Annotated in this window: 13 protein-coding genes; 9 read left to right on the top strand and 4 right to left on the bottom strand. The window is 60.6% G+C overall.

All coding sequences use genetic code 11. The features are described from left to right. Positions 1-353: 353 nt before the first annotated feature. From ACIOYV_RS01220 to ACIOYV_RS01210, 3 genes are all read right to left on the bottom strand, one after another. The gene (locus ACIOYV_RS01220; protein ID WP_401320134.1) at positions 354-1577 is read right to left on the bottom strand and encodes a M20/M25/M40 family metallo-hydrolase; all 1224 of its coding nucleotides are present in this window, start codon (positions 1575-1577) and stop codon (positions 354-356) included. Between the two features lie 275 nt (positions 1578-1852). Then, positions 1853-2926: a diguanylate cyclase gene (locus ACIOYV_RS01215; RefSeq protein WP_401320131.1), complete on the bottom strand. Its 1074-nt coding sequence runs from the start codon at positions 2924-2926 to the stop codon at positions 1853-1855. A 63-nt stretch (positions 2927-2989) separates the two neighbouring features. Then, positions 2990-3262: a hypothetical protein gene (locus ACIOYV_RS01210; RefSeq protein ID WP_401320129.1), complete on the bottom strand. Its 273-nt coding sequence runs from the start codon at positions 3260-3262 to the stop codon at positions 2990-2992. Positions 3263-3358: 96 nt separating this feature from the next. Between ACIOYV_RS01210 and ACIOYV_RS01205 the strand changes: the two genes are divergently transcribed. The 6 genes from ACIOYV_RS01205 to ACIOYV_RS01180 all read left to right on the top strand — a co-directional run bounded on the left by ACIOYV_RS01205 (position 3359) and on the right by ACIOYV_RS01180 (position 11212). Then, positions 3359-4813 carry a flavin-containing monooxygenase gene (locus tag ACIOYV_RS01205; protein WP_401320127.1) on the top strand — a complete coding sequence of 485 codons (1455 nt, stop codon included), beginning with the start codon at positions 3359-3361 and terminating at the stop codon, positions 4811-4813. A 22-nt stretch (positions 4814-4835) separates the two neighbouring features. After that, positions 4836-5765: an alpha/beta fold hydrolase gene (locus ACIOYV_RS01200; protein WP_401320126.1), complete on the top strand. Its 930-nt coding sequence runs from the start codon at positions 4836-4838 to the stop codon at positions 5763-5765. A gap of 196 nt (positions 5766-5961) precedes the next feature. Next, positions 5962-7461 carry a glycolate oxidase subunit GlcD gene (glcD, locus tag ACIOYV_RS01195; protein ID WP_401320124.1) on the top strand — a complete coding sequence of 500 codons (1500 nt, stop codon included), beginning with the start codon at positions 5962-5964 and terminating at the stop codon, positions 7459-7461. Beyond that, the gene (gene glcE, locus ACIOYV_RS01190; protein WP_401320122.1) at positions 7461-8510 is read left to right on the top strand and encodes a glycolate oxidase subunit GlcE; all 1050 of its coding nucleotides are present in this window, start codon (positions 7461-7463) and stop codon (positions 8508-8510) included. Before glcD ends, glcE begins: the two co-directional genes overlap by 1 nt. A gap of 1 nt (position 8511) precedes the next feature. Next, positions 8512-9732 (top strand): glycolate oxidase subunit GlcF, encoded by a 1221-nt coding sequence (gene glcF, locus ACIOYV_RS01185; RefSeq protein ID WP_401320121.1) that lies wholly within the window; start codon positions 8512-8514, stop codon positions 9730-9732. A gap of 88 nt (positions 9733-9820) precedes the next feature. Next, the gene (locus ACIOYV_RS01180; protein ID WP_401320118.1) at positions 9821-11212 is read left to right on the top strand and encodes a VOC family protein; all 1392 of its coding nucleotides are present in this window, start codon (positions 9821-9823) and stop codon (positions 11210-11212) included. 148 nt (positions 11213-11360) lie between these two features. On the opposite strand, the gene ACIOYV_RS01175 is transcribed toward ACIOYV_RS01180, so the two are convergent. Continuing rightward, positions 11361-12038 (bottom strand): type 1 glutamine amidotransferase domain-containing protein, encoded by a 678-nt coding sequence (locus tag ACIOYV_RS01175; RefSeq protein ID WP_401320116.1) that lies wholly within the window; start codon positions 12036-12038, stop codon positions 11361-11363. Between the two features lie 252 nt (positions 12039-12290). Between ACIOYV_RS01175 and ACIOYV_RS01170 the strand changes: the two genes are divergently transcribed. The 3 genes from ACIOYV_RS01170 to ACIOYV_RS01160 all read left to right on the top strand — a co-directional run bounded on the left by ACIOYV_RS01170 (position 12291) and on the right by ACIOYV_RS01160 (position 14652). Further along, positions 12291-13421, top strand: coding sequence for an alkene reductase (locus ACIOYV_RS01170; protein ID WP_401320113.1), 1131 nt, complete (start codon positions 12291-12293; stop codon positions 13419-13421). A 98-nt stretch (positions 13422-13519) separates the two neighbouring features. Beyond that, complete coding sequence (locus ACIOYV_RS01165) at positions 13520-13825, top strand: ArsR/SmtB family transcription factor (protein WP_401320111.1); 306 nt, start codon at positions 13520-13522, stop codon at positions 13823-13825. Positions 13826-14136: 311 nt separating this feature from the next. After that, positions 14137-14652: an Hcp family type VI secretion system effector gene (locus ACIOYV_RS01160; RefSeq protein WP_054051032.1), complete on the top strand. Its 516-nt coding sequence runs from the start codon at positions 14137-14139 to the stop codon at positions 14650-14652. The last annotated feature ends 72 nt before the right edge of the window (positions 14653-14724 follow it).

The raw sequence follows: 14724 nt of genomic DNA, 5'->3' as shown, positions 1-14724 counted from the left end.
GGGGTTCGGCGTTGATCACAAGATTTGTGTTCAACAAAAATCCACTGTGGGAGCGAGCTTGCTCGCGATGACGTCAGCCAAGACACCGCTAAACCGTGGCCTTATCCGCTGCAACGCCCGCTTCTGGATCACATTCAGCACAGCAATGAACACCGCAGATCCCTGTGGCGAGGGAGCTTGCTCCCGCTTGAGTGCGCAGCACTCACAAAAATCTGCACTGCTGACAAAATTTTAGGGTCGCTTCGCAACCCAGCGCGAGCAAGCTCGCTCGCCACAGGTTGATGTTTGTCTGAATGACCTGCGTGAATGATCGTTCCCACGCAGAACGTGGGAACGATCGGTAGCGGCGTGGCTTACCGCTTGGCCAACTCCATAATCATCCGCGACAGCAGATAAATCCGCGGCGACACGCTCTCGACCTCGGCGTATTCCTCCGGCGTATGGATATTGCCGCCGACAATCCCGAAGCCATCCAGCGTCGGTGTGCCCACGCCCGCCGAGAGGCTCGCATCCGCTGCGCCGCCGCTGCCTTCTTCGGTCAATTTGCGGCCAATTTCGCCGTAGATCCCCTGGGCCATGGCCATCAAACGGTCGGATTCCGGGGTTTGCGGCATTGGCGGCAAGCCGCGTTGCAGGGTGGTGGTGACTTCGGTGTCCGGGATTAGTTTGTCCTTGGAAACCCGCGCCAGGTCTTTCTCGATCCGGTCGAATTCTTCCGGCACCGCCGCGCGCACATCGGCCTTGGCGGTGGCCTGGTCCGGGATCACGTTGGTGCGGTCGCCGGCCTTGAGTACGGTGAAGTTGATGGTGGTCTTTTTCGCTTCGTCACCGAGTTTGCCCAGTTGCAGGATCTGGTGCGCCGCTTCCATCGCTGCGTTACGCCCCAGTTCCGGTGCGACACCGGCGTGAGCCGCTTTGCCCTTCACCTCAACCACCGCCGTGGCGCTGCCTTTGCGCCACACCACCAGGCCATCCGCCGGACGACCCGGTTCTAGGTTGAGCGTCACGTCGTGGGCTTTGGCGGTTTTCTTGATCAGGTCGGTGGCGACGTCCGAGCCGCTTTCTTCACTGGCATCGAGCAGGAAGGTGATTTGGGCGTAGTCCTTGAAGTCGAGGTTTTTCAGGACTTTCAGCGCGTAGATCCCGGCGACAATGCCGCCCTTGTCGTCCATCACGCCCGGCCCATAGGCGCGACCGTCCTTGATGTGGAATGGACGCTCAGTGGCCGAGCCTTCCTTGAATACGGTGTCCATGTGCGCCATCAGTAGAATTTTCGCCTTGCCGGTGCCTTTGAGCGTGGCGATCACGTGGCTGCTTTTGTCCGGGGTGTTGGGCACAAGTTCGATGGCGAAGCCGAGCTTTTTCAACTCGTCGACGGCGATGTCGCGGACTTGGGTCAGGCCGGGTTCATAGCCGGAACCGGAGTCGATGTTGACCAGTTTTTCCAGCAGCTTCAGGGCGTCAGCCTTGTACTGCTCGGAATCGGCGAGGACTTGCTTGTGGGGTTCGGCGAAGGCTGCAGGGGCGAAGGCGCCGAGGGCGAGGGTCAGGGCGAGGCTGGTGAGCTTGAACGTCATGAATCGATCCTTGTTTCTTGTCGGGGGGTACCTGAACCCTACCTGAGTGTGGCGCGAGGCTCTATACCGGATGCGACACCGACCGTTCGTTTTACAAGCCAATATCCCCCGTAGCAGCTGTCGAGCACCGCGAGGCTGCGTTCGGCGGCGAAGCCGTCGTGAAATCAGGCAACACGGTGCATCAGGTGGACCGCGTGCGCAGGGTTTGCGACGGCTTCGGCGCCGAACGCAGCCTCGCGTTGCTCGACAGCTGCTACGGGGAGGGATTTAGACGCTTAGACCGAGTCCAGCAACTCATGCCGTGGCTTGCCGTCGCTGCAGCAGATGACACGATTCCTGCCGGTGGTCTTGGCTTCATAGAGCGCCTGATCCGCATCGTTCAACCACAACGTCGCATCGGTGTGCGCCGGGTCAAACGCCGCCAAACCAATGCTCAAGCTGACCTTCAACGCCGGGTTTTGCTCGTAGCCGAGGGTGGCGAAGCGATCGCGCAAGGCGTCCATCGCGGCGGCGGCGCTGTTGAGGGGTAGGTCCGGGAGGATCACGCAGAACTCATCGCCGCCGTAGCGTCCGGCGACATCCGCCGCGCGCAGGTTTTGCTTGAGCATTTTGCTCAGTTGACGCAGGACAATGTCCCCGGCGACGTGGCCGTACGTGTCGTTGATGCTTTTGAAGTGGTCGATGTCGATCAGCGCGATCGCCCCTCCCCGGTTTTGCCTCTGACAGCGCTGGAATTCGACTTCCAGCTGATCCTTCCAGGCGCCATGGTTCAGCAGGCCGGTGAGGCTGTCGGTGCGGCTCAGGGCCAGTAGTTCGCGTTTTTGCCGGCCGAGGGTAATGGCCTGGCGAAAGCAGATCCACCCCAGCGCCAGCGGATACAGGCACAACAAGGGTAAACAGGCGTAGAGCTGCAACGGACTGGTATGCGGAATAAACGCGGGGCTGAAAACCAGCAAACCGACGCCCACCCCGAGGATCTGCGCCACGGTGCCGGCCAGGAGAAAACGCAAGCCGCCGATGGCCACGTTGTTCATCGCCATCATGGAAATCGTCGTGGCGCTGGGCAATGGATTGAACTGCATGGCCACGACCCAGAAGCCGCCGAGAAAGGCGTCCACCAGCAGGTTCCGGTGTTCGGCGTGATAAGGAAGTGTGGCGCGGCGGGCCCATTGGTAAGCCAGATGCGGCCAGACCAGGGCATTAAACAGCATCACCACCCAGACCCACGGCGCCGGGTCGAGCGGATACATCGCCGCGCTCACGCACATCAATCCCAGGGCCAGCCCCAGGGTTCGCGACGTGTATAGCCTCCTGGCCAGTGAAAGTCCCTTTCCTCCCGTTTTTGCCATAGAGGCCTCTACCACTGAACGGAATCTGATCACACCGGGGGTTGCGGGTGTGAACGGAGTCTATCAGGGCAACGGCGAATAGCCATCACCGGCTGGCGGTGAATACCGGGACATGTGCAGGAGCGAGTCTCGCCCGCGAAGAACGATAACGCGGTATACCTGAAACACTGCGGCGTCCGCATTCACCTGTAGGAGCAAAGCTTGCTCGCGAAGAACGATGACGCGGTCAACCTGATACACCGCGTCATCCGCATTCACCTGTAGGAGCAAAGCTTGCTCGCGAAGAACGATAACGCGGTCAGCCTGATACACCGCGTCATCGTTCTTCGCGGGCAAGCCTTGCTCCTACAAAAGCAAAAGCGGAAGCGGCGCCCGTGCACTTTGGCTATACATGATGGGAGCGTTCGATAAACACCAATAAAAAGGAGGCCCATGCAAACCTTTCAAGTGTTGATCATCGGCAGCGGTTTTGGCGGCCAGTGTGCGGCGATCAATTTGCTCAAGGCAGGCATCAGTGATTTTCGCCTGCTGGAACGGCGGGACTTTTTCGGTGGCACCTGGTGCCAGAACACCTACCCCGGTGCAGCCGTCGATGTGCCCTCGCCGCTGTATTCGCTGTCCTTCGCGCCCTACCAATGGACGCAGATGTTCGCCGAACAGGCCGAACTGCATCGCTACACCCAATATGTAGTGGAGCACTTTGGCTTGCGCGACAAGGTGCAGCTGGAAACCAACGTCGAAGACATCGAATGGGATGACGTCAACAAACGCTGGGCGGTGCACACCGACAGCCAAGGCACGTTCTATGCGCAGTTCCTGATCAACGCGACAGGGCCGCTGAGCCAACCGGTTGTCCCACACTTCGACGGCCAGGATCGCTTCCAGGGCAAAACCTTTCATACCAACAACTGGGATCATTCCTACGACTACACCGGTAAACGCGTCGCCGTCATCGGCAGCGGCGCGAGTGCGGCGCAGGTGATCCCGGCGATTGCCCCGCACGTCGAGCATCTGCATGTATTCCAACGCACAGCCCACTGGGTACTGCCCCGCGCCGACCGCACCTTCGGCCGTTTCCAGCGCTGGTTACTCGGGCTCAAACCGGCCTACAAGCTGCTGCGCTGGACGATCTACTGGCTGTTCGAAACCCGGGTCATCGCGTTCAAATATTCGAAACCGGCGATTCACCTGGTCCAGCAACAGGCCCTGCGCTTCCTCAAACGCCAGGTGCCCGACCCGGAATTGCGGCGTAAATTGACCCCGGACTTCACCATCGGCTGCAAGCGCGTGGTGGTTTCCAGCACGCTGTACCCGGCGCTGGGCCGGCCGAATGTCACGTTGCACAGCCGCGAACAAGGCATCGCTTCCCTCGACGAAACCGGCATCAACACCCTCGACGGCCAGCATATCGACGTCGACTTGATCGTCTGGTCTACCGGTTACGACGCCACCGACGGGGTGATTTCCTACCCGGTTACCGGCAAACACGGCAAGCGCCTGAAAGACGTCTGGGCCCAATATCCACGGGCGTATCTGGGCACCAGCCTGCCGGACTTTCCCAACCTGTTTATCGTCACCGGACCCAACACCGGCATCGGCCACACCTCAGCGCTGTTCATCATCGAATCCCAGATGAATTACATCCTCGGTTGCATTCGCACACTAAAAGAACAGGGCTTGCGCAGCATTGAAGTGCGCCCCGAAGCGGAACGTACCTACACTGAAATGATCCACCGGGAAATGGAGCGCACGGTGTGGAAGTCCGGGGGCTGCCACAGTTGGTATCAAAGCAAGAGCGGTCATGTGATCGCCATGTTTCCGGGGTTCAGTTTCAGCTATCACCGTTTGACCCGGTCGCTGAAGCCCGCCGACCACATTCTGTCCTGATCACGTAAAAGGAAGACGCCTGATGCTTGTGTTGGTTGTCGCAATCGCGGTTTTCGCAGCCTGGAGCTGGCTCAGCTACCCGGCCGTCGGTCATTGGATATATGACTTGAGCATGGCCCTGGAAGCCAAGCTGTATCGGCTGCACAAGATCGTCGTGCCGATCAGCGAGATGACCGTTTCGACCTGGCAAGGTGGCCCGTATGAAGCGTCCAGCAGCATATTGATGCTGCACGGCTACAGCGCCGACAAGAACCTCTGGCTGCGCTTTGCCCGGCATTTCGTCGGCGACTACAGGGTGATTATTCCGGACCTTGCCGGCCATGGCGAAACCGGCTTCAAGGCCGGCGGCGGCTATGACATCGGGGTGCAGGCCAAGCGGCTGATCCAGTTGCTCGATGTGTGCGGGGTCGAGAAAGTGCATGTGATCGGTAACTCCATGGGCGGCTACATCGCGGCGTGGTTGGCGGCCACCTACCCCGAGCGGATTGCCTCGGTGGCGCTGATCGATCCGGCAGGCGTCACCGCCCCTGAAGTCAGTGATCTGGAGCGTCAATTGGCAAAGGGTCAAAACCCGTTTTTGATTCACACCAAAGAAGAATTCCAGCATTTCTACGCCATGACCATGGCAAACCCGCCGTGGGTACCCGGGGTGGTACTGGACGCTGTCGCCCAGCGCTACGAACAAAGTCGCGACGAGCTGGCGGAAATCTTCGAGGACTTCCGCGCCAGCCCGCCGATGGAGCCGAAACTCGCCGACATCAAATGCCCGGCGCTATTGCTGTGGGGGCGCAAGGACCGGTTGATTGATGTCAGCAGCGTGGCGGTGTGGAGCAAGGGAATTGATAACTTGCGGGTGGATATCTGGGAAGGGATTGGCCATATGCCGATGGTTGAGCAACCCACGAGGGCGGCGCGGTTGTATCGTGAGTTTCTGGGGAAACCGAGCACGTGATCCTGTAGCAGCTGCCGAAGGCTGCGTTCGGCTGCGCAGCAGTCGTGAAATCAGGCTGTGCCGTGTTTCAGGAGGACTGTGTGATCAGGTTTCACGACTGCTTCGCAGACGAACGCAGCCTCGCAAGCTCGACAGCTGCTACAAGCCGAACGCAGCCTTCGTCACAAGGGTGATAGTGAGATAAGGGACAGGATTGATGAACATTCTGTACGACGAACGCATCGACGGTGCTTTGCCCAATGTGGACAAAGCCGCCCTTCTCAACCGCCTGCACCAGCAAATCCCCGACCTGGACCTGCTCTGGCGCGAAGAAGAACTCAAGCCTTACGAATGCGACGGCCTCTCGGCTTATCGCACCACGCCGATGCTGGTGGCCCTGCCCCGGCGTCTGGAACAGGTGCAAAAACTGCTGGAGATTTGCCACGCGCAACAGGTGCCGGTGGTGGCGCGCGGGGCCGGGACGGGGTTGTCCGGCGGGGCCTTGCCGCTGGAAAAAGGCGTGTTGCTGGTGATGGCTCGCTTCAACAACATCCTGCACATCGACCCCGCCGCTCGCACCGCGCGAGTCCAACCCGGCGTGCGTAACCTGGTGATCTCGCAAGCGGCGGCGCCGTTCGGCCTGTATTACGCGCCGGACCCGTCCTCGCAAATCGCCTGTTCCATCGGCGGCAACGTCGCGGAAAATGCCGGCGGCGTGCATTGCCTCAAGTACGGACTGACCGTGCACAACCTGCTGAAACTGGAAGTGCTCACGGCCGAAGGTGAACGCCTGACGCTGGGCTCAGAAGCCCTGGATTCGCCGGGTTTCGACCTGCTCGCACTGTTCACTGGTTCCGAAGGTTTGCTCGGAATCATCACCGAAGTCACGGTCAAGTTGCTGCCCAAACCGCAAGTCGCCAAGGTCTTGCTGGGCAGTTTCGATTCGGTGGAAAAGGCCGGCCGCGCCGTGGCCGATATCATCGCCGCCGGGATCATCCCCGGAGGCCTGGAGATGATGGACAACCTCGCCATCCGCGCCGCCGAAGACTTCATCCACGCTGGCTACCCGGTGGATGCCGAGGCGATCCTGCTGTGCGAACTGGACGGCGTCGAAGCCGATGTCCATGACGACTGCCAACGCGTGCGCGAGGTGATGCAACAGGCCGGCGCCAGCGAAGTGCGCCAGGCTCAGGACGAGGCCGAGCGCGTGCGCTTCTGGGCCGGGCGCAAAAATGCTTTTCCGGCGATCGGGCGCCTGTCGCCGGATTACTACTGCATGGACGGCACCATCCCGCGCCGCGAACTGCCCGGCGTACTGCAAGGTATCGCCCGCCTCGGCACCGAATATGGCTTGCGAGTCGCCAACGTGTTCCATGCCGGCGACGGCAATATGCATCCGCTGATTCTGTTCGACGCCAATCAACCCGGTGAACTGGCCCGGGCCGAAGCCTTGGGTGGGCAGATTCTCGAACTGTGCGTGAAGGTCGGCGGCAGCATTACCGGCGAGCATGGTGTCGGCCGGGAAAAAATCAATCAGATGTGCGCGCAGTTCAACAGCGACGAGTTGACCCTGTTTCACGCGGTAAAAGCCGCGTTCGATCCGCAAGGCCTGCTCAACCCCGGCAAAAACATCCCGACCCTGCACCGCTGCGCGGAATTCGGCGCGATGCACATCCACGCTGGGCAATTGCCGTTTCCTGAACTGGAGCGCTTCTGATGCTGGAATTCGATGCCAGCGCGGCGTTGCTGGATCAGGTCAATCAGGCCCGGGAAAACGCCACGCCGCTGCGGATCCAGGGCAGCAACAGCAAGGCATTTCTCGGTCGCGAGGTGGCCGGGGAAGTGCTCGACACCCGCGCCCATCGCGGCATCGTCAGCTATGACCCGACGGAACTCGTGGTGAGCGTCCGCGCCGGCACGCCGCTGAGCGAACTCTTGGACGCGCTCGATGCCAAGGGGCAAATGCTGCCCTGCGAACCGCCGTCCTTCGGCGAAGGCGCCACCGTCGGCGGGATGATCGCGGCCGGACTGTCCGGACCTCGGCGCCCATGGTCGGGCTCGGTGCGGGATTTTGTCCTCGGCACGCGAGTGATCACTGGCCTGGGCAAACACTTGCGGTTCGGCGGTGAAGTGATGAAAAACGTCGCCGGGTATGACCTGTCGCGCCTGCTGGTGGGCAGTTATGGTTGCCTCGGCGTACTGACAGAAGTCTCGCTGAAAGTGCTGCCAAAACCCCGGCAATGTCTGAGCATCAGCCTGGAAATCGACAGCGCCCGGGCATTAAGCAAACTCGCCGAATGGGGCCAGCAGCCGCTGCCGATCAGTGCTGCGAGCCATGATGGTCAGCGCTTGTATCTGCGGCTGGAGGGTGGCGAGGGTTCGGTGACGGCGGCTCATCAACGGCTGGGCGGCGAGCCACTGGATTCCGGATATTGGACTTCTTTGAACGAGCAGCGACTCGGGTTTTTCGATGAGGGCATGCCGTTGTGGCGACTGTCGCTGCCGAACAATCTCGGGCCTTTGGCGTTACCCGGTGACCAGTTGATCGACTGGGCCGGCGCGCAACGCTGGTTGAAATCCGAGGCCACTGACATCCAGTCGATGGCCCATGAATTGGGCGGCCATGCCACCTGTTTCAGCCACGGCGCCAGCGAGACACCGTTCCAGCCACTGGCCCCGGCATTGCTGCGCTATCACCGGCAACTCAAGGCACAACTCGACCCGCAAGGGCTGTTCAACCCCGGCCGGATGTACGCGGAGTTCTAGCATGCAAACCACCCTCAGCGAACAATCACGCAAACTGCCTCGAGCCGAGGAAGCGGAAAAGATCCTGCGCACCTGCGTGCATTGCGGATTCTGCAACGCCACTTGCCCGACCTATCAATTGCTGGGGGATGAGCTGGACGGCCCGCGCGGGCGCATCTATCTGATCAAGCAGGTGCTGGAAGGTGCGCCTGCCACAGTGAAAACCCAACTGCACCTGGACCGTTGCCTGTCGTGCCGCAACTGCGAAACCACCTGCCCGTCCGGGGTCGATTATCACAACCTGTTCGACATTGGCCGTGCGGTGGTCGATCAGGCGGTGCCGCGTCCGGCGGGGCAGCGCTTGTTGCGCGAGGGCCTGCGGGCCTTGGCGCCGAACCCGAACCTGTTCAAGTCGCTGCTGCGGATCGGCGCGACATTCCGTCCATTGTTGCCGCGCAGTGTCGAAGCGAAACTGCCCCACAACCTGCCTGACACTGGCGAGCGCCCTGCCCCTCGACATGCGCGTCGGGTGTTGATGCTCGAAGGCTGCGTGCAACCCGGTTTGTCGCCCAACACCAATGCCGCCACGGCGCGGGTGCTGGATCGGTTGGGGATCAGCGTCATCCCGGCGCCGCAGGCCGGTTGTTGCGGTGCGCTGGATTATCACCTCGACGCCCAGGCCAAAGGGCTGGAGCGCGCCCGGCACAATATCGACGCCTGGTGGCCGCACCTGGAAAATGGCGCCGAAGCCATCGTCCAGACGGCCAGCGGTTGCGGCGCGTTCATCAAGGATTACGCGCATTTGCTGGAGGGTGATCCGCTTTACGCGGCCAAGGCTCAGCGAGTCAGCGCACTGGCGCTGGATCTGGTGCAAGTGCTGGCCGATGAGCCACTGGAACGGGTGTGCGCCGCGACGGATCGCAAGATTGCCTTCCACTGCCCCTGCACGTTGCAGCACGCACAGAAACTCGGCGGAGCGGTGGAGGCTGTCCTCACCCGGTTGGGCTTCAACCTGACGGCGGTTCCCGACAGTCATTTATGTTGTGGTTCGGCCGGTACGTACTCCCTGACCCAACCGGAACTGGCCCGGCAACTGCGAGACAACAAGCTCAACGCCCTGGAAAGCGGCCAGCCTGAATTGATCGTCACCGCGAACATTGGCTGCCAGAGTCACCTCGCCAGCGCCGGGCGAACTCAGGTGCGGCACTGGATCGAACTGGTGGACCAGTCGCTGGGAGAATGAAGTTCGTAGGAATCTTCGTTTGTCGCCGCCGCTGAAGGCTGCGATCTTTTCCCCCATCCTCTCTGTCACCGCGCCAGGAATTTTTTTCATGAGCCACCCGAGCTTCGTCAGCCCCGACCTGATCCGCCAACGCTTCTCCAAAGCGATGTCCGACATGTACCGCGAAGAAGTGCCGCTGTACGGCGCGCTGATGGAACTGGTGGAGCAGACCAACCGCGACGTATTGGCCAACGATCCACAGATCGCCCGGCAGCTCGAAAGCACCGGCGAAATCCAGCGCCTGGACCTGGAACGCCACGGCGCCATCCGCGTCGGCACCGCCGCAGAACTGGCGACCCTCGCCCGGCTGTTCGCGGTGATGGGCATGCAACCGGTGGGTTATTACGACCTGACCCCGGCCGGCGTGCCAGTGCATTCCACGGCGTTTCGCGCGGTGCACGAATCGGCGTTGCAGGTCAGCCCGTTCCGGGTGTTCACCTCATTGCTGCGCCTGGAACTGATCGAAAACCTGGATCTGCGCGCCTTCGCTCAATCGGTGCTGGATAAACGCTCGATCTTCACCCCCGAGGCGTTGACGCTGATCGAACAAGCCGAAACCCAGGGTGGGCTGACGGAAAAGCAAGCCTGGGAATTCGTCGAGCAGGCGCTGGAAACCTTTCGCTGGCACCACAGCGCCACCGTCACCGCCGCGCAATACCAGCAACTCAGCGCCCAGCACCGACTGATCGCCGACGTGGTGGCGTTCAAAGGCCCGCACATCAATCACCTGACCCCGCGCACCCTGGACATCGATATCGTCCAGGCACAAATGCCAGCCCACGGCATCACCCCCAAAGCCGTGATCGAAGGCCCACCGCGCCGTCAATGCCCGATCCTGCTGCGCCAGACCAGTTTCAAAGCGCTGGACGAGCCGATTGCCTTCACCGATCAAGACCAGACACGCGGCAGCCACAGCGCGCGTTTCGGCGAAATCGAACAACGCGGCGCAGCACTCACGCCCAAAGGTCGAGCGCTTTACGATCGCCTGCTGAATGCCGCTCGCGATGAACTCAAGGACTTCCCGAACGAAGCCAATGCCGCGCGTTACAACCAGTTGATGGCGCAACACTTTGGCGAATTCCCTGACACGCTTGAGGGCATGCGCCGACAGGAACTGGCGTACTTTCGCTACTTCGTGACGGAAAAAGGCTCGGCCGCTGATGGGTTGGACGGCGTGACGCTGGACGACTTGCTCAGCGGCGGCTATGTGCGGGTTGAGCCCTTGGTGTATGAGGACTTCTTGCCGGTCAGCGCGGCAGGGATTTTCCAGTCGAACCTGGGGGATGCGGCGCAAACCCATTACGGCGTGCATTCAAACCAGCAGGCGTTCGAGCAAGCGCTGGGACGTCGGACGATTGATGAGTTGGGGTTGTATGCCGAGACGCAGCAGCGCTCGATTGATGAGTGCGGCAAGGCATTGGGATTAGCGAATCTGGCCTGATCTAGTGGACACTTATTATTGTGGCGAGGGGGCTTGCCCCCGCTAGGTCGCGAAGCGGCCCCAGCGTCCTTCCAGACGTACCCAATTGCCTGAATTGCGACTGCTTCGCAGCCGAACGGGGGCAAGCCCCCTCGCCACAGAAAAGCGACTACGACAACTTCGCCAACAACGCCTCAGCCGTCGCCTCCGAAGAGGCCGGATTCTGCCCACTCAACAACAACCCATCTGTCGTCACATAGCTCGCCCAATCCTCGCCCTTCGAATAAATCCCGCCGTTGGCCTTCAACACATCCTCGACCAAAAACGGCACCACATCAGTCAGCTGCACCGCCTCTTCTTCACTGTTGCTGAACCCGGTCACACGTTTGCCTTTGACCAACGGCTGACCTTGCGCATCTTTCACATGGCGCAACACACCCGGTGCATGGCAGACCGTGGCGACCGGTTTGCCGGCCTTGTACAGCGCTTCGATCAACGCGATGGAATGCTTGTCTTCCGCCAAGTCCCAGAGCGGACCATGGCCGCCGGGGTAGAACACGGCGTCGAAATCCTCAGCCTTCACGCTGCTCAACACTACCGTGGACGACAATGAAGATTGCGCCGCCGAGTCTTTGCGGAAGCGGTCGGTAGCGGCGGTTTGCGCGTCCGGTTCGTCGCTTTTCGGGTCCAGCGGTGGCTGGCCTCCCTTGGGGGATGCGAGGGTCAACTGAGCGCCGGCGTCCTTGAACGTGTAATACGGCGCGGCGAATTCTTCCAGCCAGAAGCCGGTTTTCTTACCCGTGTTTCCCAATTGATCGTGGGACGTTAGAACCATCAGGATTTTCATGTCGTTCTCACTTGATTCCAGGAATAGTCGGACGCTCGACGGCGCTTGGGTACAGAGTGATTGACCACCCGGTTGCTCGGATCGTTTCACTCATCTATGGGCGGTGAGACCGGATGATACGGAGGCAGTTTAAATTTAGATATTGATATATCGCAATATCGTGATACTTCTATAAAGGCGTTCACAGCGCACCCGGTTCAGCCACGGCTGACGGCGCACGAACGCACTCATTCCGCTTTACAGGACTTACCGATGACCGGTTCCACGCTCTTCACGCCTATCCGTCTAGGCCCGTTCACCCTGCAAAATCGCCTGGTGCTGCCGCCGTTGACCCGCTCACGCAGCACTCAGCCCGGCAACATCCCCAATGCCCTGATGGCCGAGTATTACCGTCAACGCAGCAGTGCCGGTTTGCTGATCACCGAAGGGATTCAGATCGAACCGCGCGGCCAGGGCTATGCCTGGACGCCGGGGATTCACACTCAGGAACAGATTGACGGCTGGAAACACGTGACGACTGCCGTGCACCTGGAAGGCAAGCCGATTTTTGCCCAGTTGTGGCATGTCGGTCGGGTCTCCCACACCTCGCTGCAGCCGAATGGCGCGGCACCGGTCGCGCCTTCTGCGATCCCGGCGACGGCGGTGAGTGTGTTTATCGAAACCGGCCCGGGCACCGGTGCCCTGGCCGAGCCGTCCATGCCTCAGGCGCTGAGCACCGAACAGGTCAAGGAACTCGTGCAGCTTTACGCTCAAGCGGCACGCAATGCCGTGGAGGCCGGTTTCGATGGCGTTGAATTGCATTGCGCCAACGGTTATCTGGTCAACCAGTTCATCTCCGCCCACAGCAACCAGCGCACTGACGAATATGGCGGCTCGTTGAGCAATCGCCTGCGCTTTCTGCGCGAGATCACGGAAGCCGTGGCCGCAGTGGTCGGCAAGGATCGGGTCGGTGTGCGATTTGCTCCGTTGTTCGCCAGCACCGATGAAGCGCGGGTATACCTCGGATTGGTGGAAGAGAATCCGCACGAAACTTACCTGGAAGCCGTCAGATTGATGGAACAGATCGGCGTTGCCTACGTGTCTCTGGCCGAAGCCGACTGGGACAACGCCCCGGAACTGCCGATCACCTTCCGCCAAGCTGTGCGTGAGGCCTTCAGCGGATTACTGATGTATGCCGGCAAGTACTCCAGCGAACGCGCCGACAAGGTACTGAACGCCGATTGGGGCGACTTGATCGGGTTCGGCCGCTGGTTTATCGCCAACCCGGACTTGCCGGCACGTCTGCTGAATCAGTGGCCGCTCAATGAGCTCGATGCGTCCAGCCTGTACGGTGGAACCGCCGCCGGTTACAGCGATTACCCGCGCTACCAGCCGAGTCTGTAAACTGCGCGGCAGATCGGCCCCTTGACCCAAGGCGCCGATCTGCCGGCCTCAGGGTTTCGGCTTATTTCGACGCAGCACACAGGCCCCCAGGCTCGACCATGACTCTTGATCTGAACGACATCATCAAAGCCCTTTCCAACCCCACGCGCCTGCAAATCATGCTGTGGTTGAAGGCGCCGCGCGTGCACTTCCCCTCCCAGGAACGCGACCCGGAAGAAATCGGCGTGTGCGTCAGCATCATTCAGGAAAAGGTCGGCCTGTCGCAGTCCACCGTATCGCTGTACCTCACCGCCCTGCAACGGGCCAACCTGGTGACCTCGCAACGGATCGGACCCTGGACGTATTACCGACGCAACGAAACCGCGATCGCACAATTTGTCGAGCAGATCGGCGCCAGGCTCTAATGATGGCGCATGGCCTTGATGCGCAAGAAGTTGCGCACTTGTTCCGCGAAAAGACGCTCCAATATCGCTAAGCGCCAGACCTGCCGGGGGCTGCAGCCGAGTGCGCAAGAAGTTGCGCAGTACTGCGCAACTTCTTGCGCACTTTGTCAGGGGATTTCACTCAATGTTCGTCCAAGTGCTTGAAAATCCTCCGCCATCCCCCCGGTTTGCCTGGCCTTCACCTTTTCTGGCACGGACCTTGATAACAGTCAGGCACCCACCGGGCGATACCGCCTCCCGGGCACCCTAAATTTTCAGCAAGGAGCACATCCATGGCTACTCCAGCGTACATGTCCGTAACTGGCGAGAAACAAGGTCTGATCACTGCCGGCGCATTCACCGCCGACTCGGTTGGCAACACTTATCAAGAAGGTCACGAAGACCAAGTCATGGTTCAGGCTTTCAGCCACGACGTGATCATCCCGCGTGACCCACAGTCCGGCCAACCGACCGGTCAGCGCGTTCACAAGCCAGTTGTGATCACCAAGGTCTACGACAAGGCTTCGCCACTGCTGCAAGCAGCTCTGACCTCCGGCGAGCGCATGAGCGAAATCGTTATCCAGTGGTACCGCACTTCGGCCCAAGGGACCCAAGAGCACTACTACACCACCAAACTGGAAGACGCGATCATCGTCGCCATCAACAACAAAATGCACAACTGCCAGGATCCGTCGAACTCCCACTTCACCCACCTGGAAGAAGTGCAGTTCACCTACCGTAAAATCACCTGGACCCACGAAGTATCCGGTACTTCGGGTTCCGATGACTGGCGTCAACCAGTCGCTTAATCGCGGCTGACCGCTTCACGCATCGGCCAGCTCTGCTGGTCGATGTTGTTTACGCCTTTCCAGAATTTCGCG

The sequence above is a fragment of the Pseudomonas sp. NPDC087342 genome, from assembly GCF_044744265.1.
GTDB classification, from domain to species: domain Bacteria; phylum Pseudomonadota; class Gammaproteobacteria; order Pseudomonadales; family Pseudomonadaceae; genus Aquipseudomonas; species Aquipseudomonas nunensis.
The sequence above is the reverse complement of the archived record's forward strand: the minus strand, read 5'-3'. Positions and strand labels throughout refer to the sequence as shown.

What these genes read in the sequence shown, in the direction of transcription:
- ACIOYV_RS01215 (WP_401320131.1), bottom strand. Translation starts at nt 2,926, where the DNA reads ATGGCAAAAACGGGAGGAAAGGGACTTTCACTGGCCAGGAGGCTATAC.
- glcD (WP_401320124.1), top strand. Translation starts at nt 5,962, where the DNA reads ATGAACATTCTGTACGACGAACGCATCGACGGTGCTTTGCCCAATGTG.
- ACIOYV_RS01180 (WP_401320118.1), top strand. Translation starts at nt 9,821, where the DNA reads ATGAGCCACCCGAGCTTCGTCAGCCCCGACCTGATCCGCCAACGCTTC.
- glcE (WP_401320122.1), top strand. Translation starts at nt 7,461, where the DNA reads ATGCTGGAATTCGATGCCAGCGCGGCGTTGCTGGATCAGGTCAATCAG.
- ACIOYV_RS01205 (WP_401320127.1), top strand. Translation starts at nt 3,359, where the DNA reads ATGCAAACCTTTCAAGTGTTGATCATCGGCAGCGGTTTTGGCGGCCAG.
- glcF (WP_401320121.1), top strand. Translation starts at nt 8,512, where the DNA reads ATGCAAACCACCCTCAGCGAACAATCACGCAAACTGCCTCGAGCCGAG.
- ACIOYV_RS01165 (WP_401320111.1), top strand. Translation starts at nt 13,520, where the DNA reads ATGACTCTTGATCTGAACGACATCATCAAAGCCCTTTCCAACCCCACG.
- ACIOYV_RS01160 (WP_054051032.1), top strand. Translation starts at nt 14,137, where the DNA reads ATGGCTACTCCAGCGTACATGTCCGTAACTGGCGAGAAACAAGGTCTG.
- ACIOYV_RS01175 (WP_401320116.1), bottom strand. Translation starts at nt 12,038, where the DNA reads ATGAAAATCCTGATGGTTCTAACGTCCCACGATCAATTGGGAAACACG.
- ACIOYV_RS01220 (WP_401320134.1), bottom strand. Translation starts at nt 1,577, where the DNA reads ATGACGTTCAAGCTCACCAGCCTCGCCCTGACCCTCGCCCTCGGCGCC.
- ACIOYV_RS01200 (WP_401320126.1), top strand. Translation starts at nt 4,836, where the DNA reads ATGCTTGTGTTGGTTGTCGCAATCGCGGTTTTCGCAGCCTGGAGCTGG.
- ACIOYV_RS01170 (WP_401320113.1), top strand. Translation starts at nt 12,291, where the DNA reads ATGACCGGTTCCACGCTCTTCACGCCTATCCGTCTAGGCCCGTTCACC.